Annotated in this window: 13 protein-coding genes; 6 read left to right on the top strand and 7 right to left on the bottom strand. The window is 71.9% G+C overall.

The genetic code is table 11. From position 1 onward, the window contains the following. Positions 1-193: 193 nt before the first annotated feature. Positions 194-1,429, bottom strand: coding sequence for an acyl-CoA dehydrogenase family protein (locus tag GWK25_RS12080; RefSeq protein WP_215449804.1), 1,236 nt, complete (start codon positions 1,427-1,429; stop codon positions 194-196). 819 nt (positions 1,430-2,248) lie between these two features. Here GWK25_RS12080 and GWK25_RS12075 point away from each other — a divergent pair. From GWK25_RS12075 to GWK25_RS12065, 3 genes are all read left to right on the top strand, one after another. Next, positions 2,249-2,554, top strand: a complete 306-nt coding sequence (locus GWK25_RS12075; protein WP_215449803.1) for a hypothetical protein — start codon at positions 2,249-2,251, stop codon at positions 2,552-2,554. Between the two features lie 74 nt (positions 2,555-2,628). After that, positions 2,629-3,057 carry a roadblock/LC7 domain-containing protein gene (locus GWK25_RS12070; RefSeq protein WP_215449802.1) on the top strand — a complete coding sequence of 143 codons (429 nt, stop codon included), beginning with the start codon at positions 2,629-2,631 and terminating at the stop codon, positions 3,055-3,057. Between the two features lie 44 nt (positions 3,058-3,101). Next, the gene (locus GWK25_RS12065) at positions 3,102-3,704 is read left to right on the top strand and encodes an ATP/GTP-binding protein (RefSeq protein ID WP_215449801.1); all 603 of its coding nucleotides are present in this window, start codon (positions 3,102-3,104) and stop codon (positions 3,702-3,704) included. 16 nt (positions 3,705-3,720) lie between these two features. Here the strand turns inward: GWK25_RS12065 and GWK25_RS12060 are convergent, their stop codons facing one another. Beyond that, the gene (locus tag GWK25_RS12060) at positions 3,721-4,632 is read right to left on the bottom strand and encodes an adenosine kinase (RefSeq protein ID WP_215449800.1); all 912 of its coding nucleotides are present in this window, start codon (positions 4,630-4,632) and stop codon (positions 3,721-3,723) included. Between the two features lie 285 nt (positions 4,633-4,917). Then, complete coding sequence (locus GWK25_RS12055) at positions 4,918-5,424, bottom strand: ATP-binding protein (protein WP_308404219.1); 507 nt, start codon at positions 5,422-5,424, stop codon at positions 4,918-4,920. 428 nt (positions 5,425-5,852) lie between these two features. Between GWK25_RS12055 and GWK25_RS12050 the strand changes: the two genes are divergently transcribed. The 3 genes from GWK25_RS12050 to GWK25_RS12040 all read left to right on the top strand — a co-directional run bounded on the left by GWK25_RS12050 (position 5,853) and on the right by GWK25_RS12040 (position 7,954). Then, positions 5,853-6,728 (top strand): helix-turn-helix transcriptional regulator, encoded by an 876-nt coding sequence (locus GWK25_RS12050; protein ID WP_215449798.1) that lies wholly within the window; start codon positions 5,853-5,855, stop codon positions 6,726-6,728. Between the two features lie 61 nt (positions 6,729-6,789). Next, entirely contained in the window at positions 6,790-7,002 is a 213-nt protein-coding gene (locus GWK25_RS12045; RefSeq protein WP_045559951.1) for a DUF397 domain-containing protein, read from the top strand. Between the two features lie 136 nt (positions 7,003-7,138). Continuing rightward, the gene (locus tag GWK25_RS12040; RefSeq protein WP_215449797.1) at positions 7,139-7,954 is read left to right on the top strand and encodes an SAM-dependent methyltransferase; all 816 of its coding nucleotides are present in this window, start codon (positions 7,139-7,141) and stop codon (positions 7,952-7,954) included. Between the two features lie 143 nt (positions 7,955-8,097). On the opposite strand, the gene GWK25_RS12035 is transcribed toward GWK25_RS12040, so the two are convergent. From GWK25_RS12035 to GWK25_RS12020, 4 genes are all read right to left on the bottom strand, one after another. Then, entirely contained in the window at positions 8,098-9,195 is a 1,098-nt protein-coding gene (locus GWK25_RS12035) for a LacI family DNA-binding transcriptional regulator (protein WP_215449796.1), read from the bottom strand. A 245-nt stretch (positions 9,196-9,440) separates the two neighbouring features. Then, entirely contained in the window at positions 9,441-11,852 is a 2,412-nt protein-coding gene (locus GWK25_RS12030; protein ID WP_215449795.1) for a beta-galactosidase, read from the bottom strand. Next, positions 11,852-13,630, bottom strand: a complete 1,779-nt coding sequence (locus GWK25_RS12025) for a beta-galactosidase family protein (protein WP_215449794.1) — start codon at positions 13,628-13,630, stop codon at positions 11,852-11,854. The genes GWK25_RS12030 and GWK25_RS12025 overlap by 1 nt, the downstream gene beginning before the upstream one ends. Before the next feature lie 54 nt (positions 13,631-13,684). After that, positions 13,685-14,935 (bottom strand): sugar MFS transporter, encoded by a 1,251-nt coding sequence (locus GWK25_RS12020; protein WP_215449793.1) that lies wholly within the window; start codon positions 14,933-14,935, stop codon positions 13,685-13,687. Positions 14,936-15,109: the final 174 nt, after the last annotated feature.

The following is a 15,109-nucleotide window of genomic DNA, read 5'->3' as shown; positions in this document are numbered from 1 at the left end:
CGGGCCGCGGGGTGTTCCGGCCCCCGGGAGACGAAAGCCGCGGACACGTCGTCGTGTCCGCGGTTCTCTGCGTTTGCCCGCGCCGGGTGAGCCGTCATGACCCGCGGGCCGGTGGGGCTTGCCTCGCAGTTCCCCGCGCCCCTTGCGGGGCGCGGTGCCGCTTCCGAACCCGCGGAACCTTTTCGACCGGCTCTCAGACCAGTTCTCCGACCGGGACAGGTTCCGGTTGCCGCTGCTCGACCTGCGGTGTTCGAACCAGCTCGGCGAGCCGTTCGGACCACTCGCCCTTGTTCTCGCCGAGCGCGAACTCGCCCAGCCTCAGGCCCTGGATCTCGGAGGTGCCGGCGGGCGCGTAGATGTGGAAGGCGTCGCGCAGATAGCGCTCCACCGGGCGGTCGGTGAACAGACCGCACGCGGCGTGCATCTTGACGGACTCCTGGGCCGACTCGATGGACGCCTCGACGTTGTAGAGCTTCGCTGACATCAACTCGACGTCGCAGGGCCGCCCGTTGTCGAGCAGGTGCGCGGCGAGATAGGCGCTCTGCCGGGCGAGGGTGAGGCGTTGCAGCATCCGCCCCAGCTCGATCTTGATGTTGGGCAGGTGCCCGAGCGGCTTGCCGTAGCGCTGGGTCTCCCCGCAGTACCGCGCGGTCTCCTCGAACACCGCCTGGTGGATGCCCAGGGACACCGCGGTGAGGTTGAGGCGGCCGTAGAGCACCGACGAGGAGTAGGCGACGGCCAGCCCCTCGCCCTCCTCGCCGAGCCGGTTGGCGGCCGGCACCCGGCAGTTGTCGAAGATGAGCTCCCCGAAGCTGAACCCGTGCAGGCCCATGGAGGGCACCTGGGGCGCCAGGGAGAAGCCGGGACGGTCGGACTCCACGAGGAAGGCCGTCATGCCCTTCGAGCCCGGCCCGGTGCGCACCACGACCCCGTGCACGTCGCCGACATGGCTGTTGCCGACGAAGACCTTGCGGCCGTTGAGGATGTAGTCGTCGCCGTCCCGTACCGCGCTGCTCTCCATGCCGGCCACATGGCCCCCCGACCCCGGCTCGGTGACGGCGATGGTGGGCAGCACCTCTCCGGCGGCGATCTTCGGCAGCCAGTGCCGTTTCTGGTTGTCGTCGCCGAAGTGGATGATCTTGGCGACGCCCAGCTGGGAGGCCTGGACCATGGCCCCCATCGCGCCGCTCACCCGGGACAGTTCCTCGATGATGATGGTCTTGGCGAGGTGGCCCGCGCCCATGCCACCGTGAACCGGGTCGATGGTGGCACCGATCCACCCCTGTTGGGCGATCAGACGGGAGAGCCCGACCAGGGCGGTGCGGGAGGCCTCCATCTCGGGTATCAGGGGGCGTACCACCCGCTCGGCGAACTCGCGTACGCGCTGCCGTAGATCTTCGTGGTCCTGGGTTGTGAAGACGTGTTCCACGCCAAGCCCTTCTAGGCGTTCACCCGCGCCCGGGGGAGACGCGGTGGCTGTGCGCCGATCATGGTTCCGGTTGGGAGTCTGACCGACTGGAACATGGTCTACAAATCAACCTCTTACGCCAAGATCGTTTAGGGGGTTTGGCCGAAATATTGACAGTTGAATTATGAGCCCAAATGTGAGATACGAGTACGCCGATGTCCATATTTTGATACTTTCCGAGCCGAACTTGCACGACTGCCTCAACTGGGGACCAGGCGACGGCGGACGGGACGACCAGCCAAACCCCGTACGGCACAAGGATGGTTCGCGATGTGCACCGCCAAATACCAAACCGCGGCGCCCCGTGTGGGGGTTTGAGCAGGTCGCCATAGATTTCAAGCCACGCCCCAAGCAGGCGATTGTGGCCATGAGGTGCCGATCCTGCGGGGCTGCCGTGTCGACAAGTCTGCTTTCCGTGACGCCCCCGGAACCTTACGCTCCGCCGCTCCTCCCCCGGCGCTCTCCGGCCGTCCCGGGACCCGCGCCAAGTGCGAACGCCCGGCGACGAGTTACGGCCGGGCCGTCGAGCGGGCCGGGACTGGACAAGTGCTGACGACGGGCCCCGGGTCCTGATAGCGTTCCGTCGCCCGCCGACTTCCGCCGACGGTGTGTCAAGCCGGGCACAGGGGATGCCGGGTGGCTCGCGGGCGCACCCCCACCGCCGTCGGACGTTCACTGTCGTACGAGGAATCAGATGCCAGGCACCCTCCCCCGCGCTCGCACCGAGTCGCGCGGTGGGACCCCCACCGGCACCACACGCGCTGCGAGCCGGCGGCCCCGATGAGCGGTGACACGCCCCACGGCGGGACCGGCGCCGCGCCCCTCCCGCGGGGCCTGCCCCGGCGGGCCCGGAACGCCCCGTCCGCGCCACGGCCCCGCGAGAACGCGCCCGAGGCCCCCTCCGCGGCCGACGGCGACGACGCCGAGGACACGCTCAGCCCCGAGGACCTGGCCCGCGTCATGGTGGCGATCCAGCGGGGCTCGGCGCGGGCCCGGCTCACCGAACCGCGCGACGACCATGGCACCGACGGCACCCACAGCACCGACGGCCGACCGGCACCCCGACCAGGTCCCGAGGCCGCCTGACGGGCGCTGCCCCCGGCGCCCCGACGACCCGGCGCCGCCCCTGGCGCCGACCGACCGTGAGGAACACGCACGACATGACTGAGCAGGAACGACCCGGTCCCCAACTGGACTGGCTGCTGGACGGACTCGTGGAACGCATACCCGAGATCCACTGCGCCATCGTGCTCTCCGGGGACGGCCTTCTCATCGGCAAGTCGAAGGACATCCGGTTCGACGACGCGGAGCACCTGTCGGCCGTCGGCTCGGGCATGCACAGTCTGGCCAGGGGCGTGGCCCGTCACTTCCAGGGCGGCGAGGTCCAGCAGACCGTCATCCAGATGGAGCGGGCGTTCCTCTTCGTCACCGCCGCGGGGCGGGGCGCGCGGCTCGCCGCGATCGCCTCGGAGGAGGTGGACGTCGGCATGATGGCCTTCGAGATGGGCACCTTGGTCAAACAGGTCGGCAAGTACCTGAGCGCGGCGCCCCGTTCGGAAACCCCCACCGGTTACGTGCAGGACGCGTGAGCCGCGCGAGCGGCCGGGCCTGGAACTCGTCGAAAGGGTGATGGATGGTGTCCGTCAGCTCCGGGCCGGTCGTACCCACCGCCCTGAAGATCCTCATCGCGGGCGGTTTCGGCGTCGGCAAGACCACGATGGTCGGCTCGGTGAGCGAGGTCACCCCGCTGGCGACCGAGGAGCACATCACCGCGGCGGGCAGACGCGTGGACGACATGAGGGGCGTCGACAAGAAGGTCTCGACCACCGTCGCCCTGGACTTCGGCCGGATCACGTTCTCCCCCGAGCTGGTGCTGTATCTCTTCGGAACCCCGGGACAGGACCGTTTCTGGTTCATGTGGGACGACCTGTGCAGCGGGGCCCTCGGGGCCGTCGTCCTCGCCGACACCCGTAAGCTCGACGCCTGTTTCCCCGCGGTCGACTTCTTCGAGTCCCGCGACATCCCCTTCGCGGTCGGCGTCAACTGCTTCGACGGGAAGCGCGAGGTGGACGCCGAGCAGGTCCGCCAGGCGCTCGACCTGTCGTCCGAGGTCCCGGTCCTGCTCTGCGACGTACGCCAGCGCCACTCCAGCAAGGAACTCCTGCTGGCGGTGCTCGGTGCGGCCCGCCGCAGGATGGAGGCCCGCCTGGTGGCGGCGGGACTCCGGCCGGGCTGAGCCCCCGCACGGCGGGTCAGGTTGTCGACTCGGCTGCCCTGGACAGGAGTTCGGCACGGCGGATCGCGTCGGTGCGGGTCGAGGGGACGGTGCAGGCGTACGCGCCCGCGATCGCGCCGAAGAGGGCGCACCGGCTCGGTGGTTCGCCGGTGAGCCGGCCGAAGAGGTAGCCCGCCGCGAAGGCGTCGCCCGCCCCGTTGGAGTCCACGACCGGGGTCGGCGGGGCCACCGGCGGAACATGGCTCAGCTCGCCGTCGACGAGGTGGTACGCGCCCCGCGCCCCGTCCGTGGCGACGACGGTCCGGGCCCGGCCCCGCTCGCTGATCCGGCGCATGGTCTTCTCCGGGTCGGGGAGCGCGGCCGCCGACAGGAATACGAGGTCGGCGGCGAGGGCGAACGGCTCGTGGTACGGGTTGACGCCGTCCCAGTCGTGCAGATCGGTCGAGACGGTGACCCCCAGCTCGTGCAGCACGGGCAGCGAGGCCGCGCACGGCCGGCTGATGGAGACGTGGACGTGGTGGCTGGCCCCGGCCAGCGCCCGGACCGTGTCCGGGGGCAGTTCGTCCACCTCCTGGCTGCGGCTGCCGTCGTAGAGCGAACAGCGGCGTCCGTCCGGGCCGACCAGGTTCACCGCGCGCCGGGTGCCGCCCGGCAGGGGCGCCTCGGTGAGCGGGATGCCCCGGTCACGGTGGAGCGCGCGCACCAGATCGCCCTCGTGATCGTCCCCGAGCAGGTCGAAGTGGTGCGTGCGCAGCCCGAGGGCGTGCGTGGCCACCGCCATGAAGTCGCCGGTCTGTCCGGCCCGGGTCTCGATGGCCGGCACCAGATGGCTGTCGGCGAACGGGAGCGGCAGCTCGGGCACGTAGACGATGGTGTCCACCCCCGCCCCGCCCAGCACGAGGACATCGATCTCGGACTCGCTGCGCACGGCGCCTCCAGCGGTGACGGGCTGTCTCGGAGGCAGCGTACGTCCGACGGGCTCCCGCGCCCCGAAAGCGACGCGGGAACAGCGAGCCCCGAGAGGGGCGCGGGGAACCGCGCGACCAGCCACGACGGCGCCGCGGACGAACGACGACGCAGCACGGCGCGGCGAACGCGGGGAACCGCGCGACCAGCGACCACGCCGCCGCAGCCGAACAGCGACACAGCGCGGCTCGGCGGACGCGGCACGGCGGGGCTCCGGGCGCCGTATCCGGCTCTCCCAGCGGAGCGTCTACGTCCAGGACGGGTCGGTCAACGGAAACCCTCCGCTCTCGTGCGAGGCCGTCGGAGGGGCGGGCTCGGCGGTTTCCCGGCCCTCCGACGGCAGTTCCGCCCAGACGACACGACCGGACCGTTGTGGGGCGTCGCGCACCCCCCAGTCGCTGCTGAGCATGCCGACCAGCATGAGGCCACGCCCATTCTGGTCGTCGGGGCCCGGACGACGCCGGGCAGGCTGTGCGTGACCGCTGTTCTGGTCCTCCACCTCGATCCGCAGCCGACGGCCGGTGAAGTGCAGCCGGCACACGATCCACTCGCTGTCCGTGTGGGTCAGCGCGTTGGTGACCAGCTCGGAGGCGATCAGGAGCGCGTCCTCGCGGGTCTCCGGACGCACCTCCCACTCGTCGAGCAGCTCGCGCACGGTTCTGCGCGCCTCGCCCGCCGAGGCGGGCACCGCGGGCAGTCCGAACACGCCCGCGCGGTGGGGTTCGTACGCCTCTGCGCCAAGGGGTGGGTACATGGTCGGGGCTAACCGGTCCGGGGACTGGGGGAGGGTGGGCGGAGCCATCGCCGTATGCCTTTCGTTGGCCCTTCGCACCGGTGGGGCGCCGGTGCCACGGCCGTCTCGCCACTCGACACGAGCTCTGGCAACTCGCGTCGAACAGCGCTGAGTTGCGGCCACATCTCCCCCAACCTGGCCGCGCGGCCCAAGTGTTCGCCAGGCCGTGACGGTACGTCCACTGTGGCATCCGCGAACAACACCTCGCAACCGGCAAGTTGAAATTTGCAATTTGTGGGTCGCATGCGGCCTCCGATCGAGCCAAGATCGTGTCAGACTGCGCTCTCGAAGCGACTCGCACAACAACGCGCATTCTTTGAACGAAAACGCTCAGGGCCCGTAATCGAGTTCGACATGACCTCAGTGGCACGGTGTGAGGGGTGGTGGGCGTGACCGCGGAAACGGACTGGGGCGGCGCCCCCTCCGTCCTGCGCATGATCCTCGGCAGACAGCTGGAGGAGTTGCGCACGCGCGCCGGTCTGACCTTCGAGCAGGCGGGCGAGGCGATCGGTGTCAGCCATTCCACGATCCGCCGCATGGAGTCCGCCAAGGTCGCCCGGCTGCGCCTGCCGGATGTCGAGAAACTGCTCCAGGTCTACGGGGTGCGGGACCAGCAGGAGATCGAGACCTTCCTGAAGTCGGTCCGCGAGGCCAACAAACGCGGCTGGTGGCACACCTACCGCGACGTCCTGCCCGACTGGTTCGCCGCCTACCTCAGTCTGGAGCAGGCCGCGCTCCAGATCCGCGCGTACGAGGCACAGTTCGTGCACGGCCTGCTCCAGACCGAGGAGTACGCCCGTGCCCTGCTCGGCGCCGGCAATCCGCACGCGGCGACGGAGGACACCGAACGGCGGGTGGCGCTGCGGATGCGCCGGCAGGAACTGCTCACCCGCGCGGGGCCGCCGCGGCTGTGGGTGGTGATGGACGAGACGGTGCTCAGATGGCCGGTCGGCGGACCGGACGTGATGCGCGCCCAGATCGACCATCTGATCGAGCTGAACCGGCTGCCCCATGTCACGGTCCAGCTCATGCCGTTCCACAACGGCCCGCACCCTGCGATGCGGGCCGGTGCGTTCCATCTCTTCCGGTTCAGGGCTCGCGAGCTGCCCGACATCGTCTACCTCAGCGGTCTGGTGGGCGCGGTGTATCTCGACAAGGGGGACGACGTCGTCGTCTACCGCGAGGCCATGGACCGGCTGGGCGCCCAGTCGGCGCCCGCCCGCAAGACCGAGGCCCTCCTCGGCGCGCTACGCAAGGAGCTCTGACGTGCACCACCGCATATCCCAGGCAACGACCCCCGGAGTACACAACGACGTCCGCAACGGCATGCCCGCCCGCGACCTCGGCGCCCAGGACTGGCACCGGCCGTGGAGCGACGACGCGGGCGGCGCCTGCGTCGAGGTGAAGAAGCTCGCCGACGGCAGGGTCGCCGTACGCCAGTCGACCGACCCGGACGGCCCCGCGCTGCTCTTCACCCCCCGTGAGATGACCACCTTCCTGGCCGGCGTGAAGGCGGGCGAGGCCGACTTCCTGCTCTGAACCGCACAACCTGCTTGCTTTCACGCCTCGTTGACGCACCACCTGTTTGTGGACCCGAGGGTTCCGGCACTTGCCGAACCTCCGGGGCCTACCCGATCGTGCACCTGGACAGAACGACTTGATGGGAGGGACGGCGTTGCCCGACAACGGATGGCCGGCCGACCGGATCGACACCGAGCACGCGCACTCCGCGCGTATCTACGACTACATCCTCGGCGGCAAGGACTACTACCCGGCCGACAAGGAGGCCGGTGACGCGATGGCGCACGAGTGGCCGGCCCTGCCGGTCCACATGCGCGCCAACCGCGACTGGATGAACCGCGCGGTGCGCTGGCTCGCCGAGAAGGCGGGCATGCGCCAGTTCCTCGACATCGGAACCGGCATCCCCACCTCCCCCAACCTCCACGAGATAGCCCAGTCGGTGGCCCCCGAGTCCCGGGTCGTCTACGTGGACAACGACCCGATCGTCCTCACCCTGTCCCAGGGGTTACTGGCCAGCACCCCCGAGGGCAGGACCGCGTACATCGAGGCGGACTTCCAGGACCCGGAGACCGTCCTCGGCTCTCCCGAGTTCCTGGAGACGCTCGACCTGAACGAGCCGGTCGCGCTCACCGTGATCGCGATCGTCCACTTCGTGCTGGACGAGGACGACGCGGTCGGCATCGTCCGCAGGCTCCTCGAACCCCTCCCCTCGGGCAGCTACCTGGCGATGACCATCGGCACCGCCGAGTTCGCCCCCGAGGAGGTGGGCCGGGTCGCCCGCGAGTACGCGGCCCGCGACATGCCGATGCGGCTGCGCACCATCGACGAGGCCCACGAGTTCTTCGAGGGCCTGGAACTGGTCGAGCCGGGCATCGTCCAGGTCCACAAGTGGCACCCGGACGGCACGGGCGAGCAGAACATCCGCGACGAGGACATCGCGATGTACGGCGCGATCGCGCGGAAGCCGTGAGGTAGGACGACGCGCCCCTGGACCCGCTCCCGACGCCGGTCCAGGGGCGCCCCCCGTCAGGGCGCGGGGACCTGCGCGACCAGCCCCGAGGAACCCGCGGTCGCCCGGGAAGCCACCGTGGCAGCCCCGTAGGCGCCCGGAACCTACCCCGCCGTCCCCGTGCTCTCCCGGACGATCAGCTCGACCGGAATCACCGGCTCCCTCTCCAACCCCTCCCCCACCTCCTCCGGCTCGTCCAACTGCGCCAGCAGCAACCGCAGCGCCCGCCTGCCGATCTCGGGGAAGTCCGTACGGATCGTCGTCAGCGGCGGCAGCAGGTGCGCCGCCTCCGGGATGTCGTCGTAGCCGACCACGCTCACGTCGTCCGGCACCCGGCGTCCCGCCTCGTGCAGGGCGCGCAGCAGACCCAGCGCCATCTGGTCGTTGGAGACGAACACGGCGGTGACGTCCGGGCGGGCCGCGAGGCTCCGGCCCAGCGCGTAGCCGGAGTCGGCGCTCCAGTCCCCGACCAGGGGCTCGTGGACGCGTGCGCCGGCGTCCCGCAGGGTCGCGCGCCAGCTCGCGGCGCGTCGGTCGGCGGACGTCCAGCCGGTGGGGCCCGCGATGTGCCAGACGGTGCGGTGGCCGAGGTCCAGCAGATGCCGGGTCGCCAGCCGGGCGCCCGCCGTGAAGTCCGAGGAGACCACGGGGGTGCCGTCGCCGAGGCCGTTGTCCAGCATCACCAGCGGGGTGTCCGGGCGGGCCCGTGCGAGCGCGGTGGCGACGGGCCGCTGGGGGGCGATGACTATGATCCCGTCCGCGCCCTCGGCCGACAGCCGGTCCACCGCCTGGACGACGGTGTCCCGGTCGGCCGTGTCGAGGGCGATGGAGCTGACGAGGTACCCCGCCGTCTGGGCGGCCGTGTTGATCGCGGTCAGGGTGGAGGCGGGGCCGAAGCGGGCCGCGTCGAAGGAGATCACGCCGAGCATCCGGGTGCGGCCGCTGGCCAGGGAGCGGGCACTGCGGCTGGGGCGGTAGCCGAGCGTCCGCATGGCGTCCAGCACGGCCTCCCGGGTCTCCGCCCGGACCGCGGGGTTGTCGTTGAGGACGCGGGAGACGGTCTGTTTGGAGACACCGGCGAGACGGGCGACGTCGTCCATCACCGGGCGCGAGCCGGCGAAGTTGCGGCGGCTGCGGCGGGCTCCGCGAGGGGCTCCGCCGGGGAGGTCTGACGCGCCGCCGTCCGTGGTGTCTCGGGGCATGCGGCTGCTTCCTTTCGATGGGTCCGACGGTTTTGGCCCCCCGGGGGCCGGGCCGGGGGCCCGGGGGGGTTGCGTTGTCAGGTGCGGGTCCGGTGGGGGCTGGTCGCGCAGTTCCCCGCGCCCCTGAAAGCAACGGCCCCTGCGGGCCGAAAAGCACGGGGCGCAGCCCCTGCTTTTCAGGGGCGCGGGGAACTGCGCGAGAAGCCCCACGCACCCGCACCCGACAACGCACCCCCTCACAAGGATCACCCAGGCCGGACGGGCCAGGTGCGGGTCGTGGTGCACTCGGCCCGCACCACCTCCGCCGGAACCAGCGAACCACCCACCCGGCCCGGCACATGCACCGGCGCCCCCTCCCCCAGCGGCAACACCCGCACCCGCAGCGCCCCCGCACCCACCCGACCGAGCCCCAACTCCCAGACCCGCCCCGAGAAGAACTGGTCGGCTACAAGACGCTCCCCCGCATACGCCCGAGCCACATCACCGGTCCAGTGCAGCCGAAGGAGGGTGCCGGGCGGCGGATCGTCCGGCAGGACGACCTCGTACTCGGCGGCCACCGTGTCGAAGTACGCGTCGGCCGGCACACTCGCCCGCCCCAGCACGCCCGTCGTGACCGGAGGTGCCTCACCGGGAGGGCGGACCAGCGTGACCGGCAGCGCACCGTCCGGCCCACCGGAGCCGCGTCGTCCGTCCTCCTCCGCCACCCCTGCCGCCAGCGTGTAGCGGACGAACACCCCGTCCACCGACTCCTTCACCGTCGCCCCGGTCACCACCGGAGCCCGCTCCGGGGCGGGCAGGACGGCGAACGACGGTTCCCCGGCCGTGGAGTGGAGGCGTACCTCGTCCGCGTGGGCGTCGAAGACCACACCGCCGTCGGCCGGCAGGACCAGCCGCTCCGCACCCCAGGCGGGCCCCCGGTAGGCGGTGCGGGCCGTCGCCGCGTCCAGGACCAGCAGACCGACCCGGCGGCCGTCGGCCGTGTCGACCTCCACCAGCGCGTCCGTGCCGGGGCGCAGCGCCGTCACCAGGGCCCGGTCGCCCGCGGTCGTGACCTCGGCACCCGACGGCGCGGACACGGTCGTCACGGTGCGCAGGTCCAGGGCGAGTTCGGGGGCGATGCCGTCGGTCGCGGCCAGGACCAGGATCGTACGGCCGCGGCCGTCGTCGACCGTGCAGACGGGTTGCGCGGTGGCCCAGTCGAGCCGCAGCCCGGCCACGTCCAGCCGCAACGGCCAGCAGAAATAGGCACCTTGGGGGATGGTGACGGGTGCGCTCGGCAGTGACAGCACCTCACCGCCCCCGGAGAGCTCCACCTCGAAGGACGTGTCCGGGTGCTCCGGCAGCGGCTCGTGCGGCTGGTGGTTGTTGACGAAGAGGAAGCCGGAGCGGTCGTCGGCCCGGACCGCCCAGCGCAGTGTCTCCCGGTCGTCCTGGCCGGCGGGGAGCGACTCGGGCAGGACGGACTCCATGGGGGCGATCAGCGCGCCGAAGTCGGCCAGCATCAGGTGCTGGAGGCGGAGTTCGTCGTAGGAGGGGCGGTACTGGCCGTACTCGCCGAGGGGGGCCTGGAAGTCGTAGCTGAGGCGAGGGAGGTCGTTGGGGTAGCCGGTGGCGTGGGATTCCTGGAGGGGGGCGAGGTCGCCCGGTGGGTTGGTGCCGCCGTGGAACATGTAGTAGCCCTGCCAGACCGAGCCGCAGCCGATCTTGGTGAGGCCGAGGGCGCCGACGTCGGCCGCCTCGACCCGCGGACGACGGTGGTACGCCACCGCCATGCCTGCGCCCAACTCGCAGGTGGCCCAGGGGAATCGGTCCGCCGACGCCTGCGGATCGCCGCCCCGCACCGTCGTGGGGCGCAGGTCCGCGCCGATGCCCTCGTCGTCCCGCCGGTGGGTGAAGAAGAAGTGCTTGCGGCAGGTGTCGGGCCAGCCGCCGTCCGCCTCGGTCCAGAAGGCCTCGGGGTAGCCGCCGTAGAGGGGGACGAGTTCGTCCGGCGGCAGCCGCACCCCGCCCCAGGCGGTCGACGTCCACAGGGGTGCCGCCAGACCGGCCTCCTGGGCCATGCGTTTCAGGGTGAGCAGATGGTCCGGCCGGTCGTACAGCTCGTTCTCGATCTGGAGGGCGACGATCGGGCCGCCGTCGGCCCGGCCGAGGCCCCGGAGCTGTTCGGCGACGGCCGCGTACCAGGTGCGGACGGGGGCGAGGTAGGCCGGATCGTCGGTGCGCGGGGCGTCCGTGCGGCCCAGCACCCAGTCGGGGAGGCCTCCGTTGCGTACCTCGGCGTGCACCCAGGGGCCGATGCGGGGGACGAAGTCCAGGCCGTGCCGGGCGCAGAGTTCGGCGAAGCGGCGCAGGTCGCGGTCGCCGTCGAAACGGACGCGGCCCTCGCGCTCCTCGTGGTGGATCCAGATGACGTACGAGGCGACGACCGTCACCCCGCCCGCCTTCATCTTCAGCAGTTCCTCCTCCCACTCCCCCGCCGGGTAGCGGGAGTAGTGGAACTCGCCGGAGACGGGGAACCAGGGGCGGCCGCCCCGCGTGAGCAACCGACTGCCGACCTCGATGGGGTCGGGAACGCCGGGCGCGTCGGCGAAGGGCAGGTGGCCCCGCCGCGACGGGGCGCCGGTCCCTCGGAGGCGCACGCGGTGCGGCCGCGTCATCAGGGCTTCACCGGGCCCAGGTCGGGCGTGTCCGTGAACTCGGCGCGCGTGCTGGTCGTGGCGTTGAGCTCCAGCAGGACCAGGTCGTTGCTGCCGGCGCGCAGGACGGGGCCGGGGACGTAGAGGGTGCGCTGGGGGCCCCGGTTCCAGTAGCGGCCGAGGTGGAAGCCGTTGATCCAGGCCTGGCCCTTGGTCCAGCCGGGCAGCGACAGGAAGGTGTCGGCGGGGGCGTCGACGTCGAAGGTGCCGTGGTGGAAGGCGGGGACGGCGACCGGGGTCGCGTCGGCGGGTGCGAAGGGGATCGTGGACAGGTCGGCGAGCGGGAGACGGTGGGTGTCCCAGCCGAGCAGGGCGGTGCCGTTGAAGGTGACCGGGCCGAGGAGTCCCTTGGCGGCGCCGATGCGGGGGCCGTAGTTGACGCCGCCCATGTTCTCCACCAGCACGTCGAGCGTGGCACCGGGGCGCGGCACGCGCAACGGCAGCGTCTCGTCGTGGCGTTCGCGTTCCAGGACGCCGACGGGGGCGCCGTCCACGAAGACCTGGGCACGGTCGCCGACCCCGCCGCTGAAGTGCAGCAGGCCGTCGCCCGCCTCCGGGAGCGTGGTGCGGTACAGGGCGTAACCGGAGCGCTGGCCGAACTCCTCCATGGTGAGCGGGTGTTCGCTGCGCGCCACGCCGGCACCCGCGAGCGTGGTCGCGTACGGCAGCAGGGGCGCGCGGCGGTCCAGCTCCACGGTGATGCCGGAGAGTCTGGGCGCGGGTGCCGGGACCGGCTCGTCCGGGACCGAGGCGTGGCGGGCGATCACCTCACGGAAGGCGTGGTACTTGCGGCCCGGGTCGCCGGACTCGGTGAGGGCGGCGTCGTAGTCGTAGGAGGTGACGATCGGGGCGTAGCACTGGTCGTGGTTGGCGCCGTTGGTGAAGCCGAAGTTGGTGCCGCCGTGGAACATGTAGATGTTGACGGAGGCCCCGGCGGCCAGCAGCTTGTCGAGGTCGGCGGCGGCGCTCTCCGCGTCCCGCACGTGGTGCTCCTCGCCCCAGTGGTCGAACCAGCCGATCCAGAACTCCGAGCACATCAGCGGCCCTTCGGGCATGTGGGCCCGCAGCGCCTTCAGGTTCTCGTCGATCCTGCCGCCGAAGGTGGCGGTGGACAGGACGCCGGGCAGGCTTCCGGCGGCCAGGTGGTGGGCGGAGCCCGCCTGGTCGCAGGTGAAGAGCAGTTCCTCCACACCGCGCGACCGCAGCGCCTGGTGCACGTGCTTGAGGTAGGCGGTGTCGTCGCCGTACGCCCCGTACTCGTTCTCGACCTGGACGGCGATGACCGGGCCGCCGTTCGCGGCCATGTACGGCAGCAGCGGGGGCAGCAGGATGTCGAGGTAGCGGTCGAGGGCGTCGGTGAAGCGGGGGTCGCTGGAGCGCAGCCGGATGTCGGCGTCCGAGGTGAGCCACGAGGGCAGACCGCCGCCGTCCCACTCGGCGCAGATGTACGGGCCGGGGCGCAGCAGGACGTGCAGGCCCTCCTCGCGGGCGAGCCGCAGATAGCGGGGCAGGTCCAGCAGGCCGTCCAGGACGAGGTCGCTGTCGGGGTCGGGCTGGTGGAGGTTCCAGGGGACGTACGTCTCCACGGTGTTGAGGCCCATCAGGCGGGCCTTGCGCAGCCGGTCCGCCCACAGGTCGGGGTGGATGCGGAAGTAGTGCATCGCGCCGGAGATGATCCGGAACGGTTCACCGTCGAGGAGGAAACCGTCGGACGACGTGGTCAGAGCGGGCGAGCGCAAGGCTGTTTCCCTTCGGCTGGGACGTGCGGGCAGGGTGGTGGGAAGCGACTGGGGCTACGGGGAACCGGAGCCGGAGCGGGTGGCCCGGACGAGCCAGAGAGTGGCCGCCAGGCACACGGCCGAGACCGCGCCGAGCAGCAGGGGGACCGCGCGGACGCCGGACCACTCGATGGCCTTGCCGAGCGCCGGACCCGCCGCCACCCCGCCGATCATGGAGGCGGCGATGACGAGCGCTCCGGCGCGGCGGGCGCGGGGTGCGGCCGCGTTCAGCCAGGGCAGGCCGGTGGGGAAGATCGGCGCGATGAACAGGCCGACGCCGGCGTAGGCGTAGGGGGCGAGTGAGGGCACCGAGGCCAGCAGCAGGCAGACCGTCATACCGGCGCAGGAGACGGTGATGATCGTCTGGGGGGAGTGGCGCAGGGCGATGGGGGCGACCAGGAAACGGCCGACCGTCATCATCAGCCAGTACACGGCGGTGGCGGTCGCGGCGGCCCCGGCGCCGTATCCGACCGTCTCCAGGTGGGTGGGTTCCCAGCCGCCGACGCCGGCCTCGATGCCGACGTGCAGGACGTAGAGGGTGACGAACACCGCGAGCACCGAGCCCAGGCTGCGGCCGAGCACCGAGCCGCCCTCCGCCGTGCCGGGCGCGCGGGCCGCGTCGGGTGCGGCGGTCGTGGCGGGTGCGGCGGAGGCGGGCGGGGGCACCTGGTCGCGTACGCCCCGCAGGCAGAGCAGCAGGGGCAGGTTGGCGGCGGCGAAGGCGAGGAAGAGCGCCGGGTAGTGCTCGGCGCCGACGGCCGCGATCAGGGCGGGGCCGAGGATCGCGCCGACGCCGAAGTGGGCGTTGAGGATGTTCAGCATCGCGGTGGAGCGGTGACCGAAGCCCACGGCGAAGAGTTGGTTGAGGCCGTAGTCGATGCCGCCGAAGCCGAGGCCGGCGAGCAGTGCGGCCACCAGTCCGGCGGGCCAGCTCGGGGCGAGCGCGAAGCCCGCGGCGCCGAGGGCCATCAGCAGGTAGGAGGCGCCGAGGATCCGCCGGTTGCCCATGCGGCCGAAGAGCCGGTCGAAGAGCAGCACGCCGACGACACCGCCGATGAAGTGGGCGCTCAGCCCCAGACCGGCGGCCGACGGCGACAGGTCGTGGGCGTCACGGAAGGCGGGGATGGCAGGGCCGTACAGCGCCTGCAGCGCGCCGATGAGGACGAAGCCGACACAGGACGCGACCACGGCGGCAGGGCTGAACACCCTCGTCTCCGGGGCCGGTCGGATGTGCTTCACCTCTTGCGCGGTCGGTGTGTCGGGCACGCGGGACTCCGCCTCTCCGTGACTGGGCCACTGGAAGTGTTACCGGTAACATCACCGACGTCAAGATTGCCCGCGAGACTGGGTGACGAGCGGCGCGGACGCGTCGGGCGGGCCCGGGGAACACCGGGTGGGGGCGAGGCGGGAGGCACGCGCGTTCCGCCCGGCGTCGGCGGA

Source organism: Streptomyces sp. ATCC 21386 (genome assembly GCF_018728545.1).
Taxonomy (GTDB): domain Bacteria; phylum Actinomycetota; class Actinomycetes; order Streptomycetales; family Streptomycetaceae; genus Streptomyces.
The sequence above is the reverse complement of the archived record's forward strand: the minus strand, read 5'-3'. Positions and strand labels throughout refer to the sequence as shown.

Excerpts from the sequence above, each read along its gene's own strand:
- GWK25_RS12030 (WP_215449795.1), bottom strand. The coding sequence starts at position 11,852 with ATGACGCGGCCGCACCGCGTGCGCCTCCGAGGGACCGGCGCCCCGTCG.
- GWK25_RS12055 (WP_308404219.1), bottom strand. The coding sequence starts at position 5,424 with ATGTACCCACCCCTTGGCGCAGAGGCGTACGAACCCCACCGCGCGGGC.
- GWK25_RS12045 (WP_045559951.1), top strand. The coding sequence starts at position 6,790 with ATGCCCGCCCGCGACCTCGGCGCCCAGGACTGGCACCGGCCGTGGAGC.
- GWK25_RS12075 (WP_215449803.1), top strand. The coding sequence starts at position 2,249 with ATGAGCGGTGACACGCCCCACGGCGGGACCGGCGCCGCGCCCCTCCCG.
- GWK25_RS12035 (WP_215449796.1), bottom strand. The coding sequence starts at position 9,195 with ATGCCCCGAGACACCACGGACGGCGGCGCGTCAGACCTCCCCGGCGGA.
- GWK25_RS12065 (WP_215449801.1), top strand. The coding sequence starts at position 3,102 with ATGGTGTCCGTCAGCTCCGGGCCGGTCGTACCCACCGCCCTGAAGATC.
- GWK25_RS12070 (WP_215449802.1), top strand. The coding sequence starts at position 2,629 with ATGACTGAGCAGGAACGACCCGGTCCCCAACTGGACTGGCTGCTGGAC.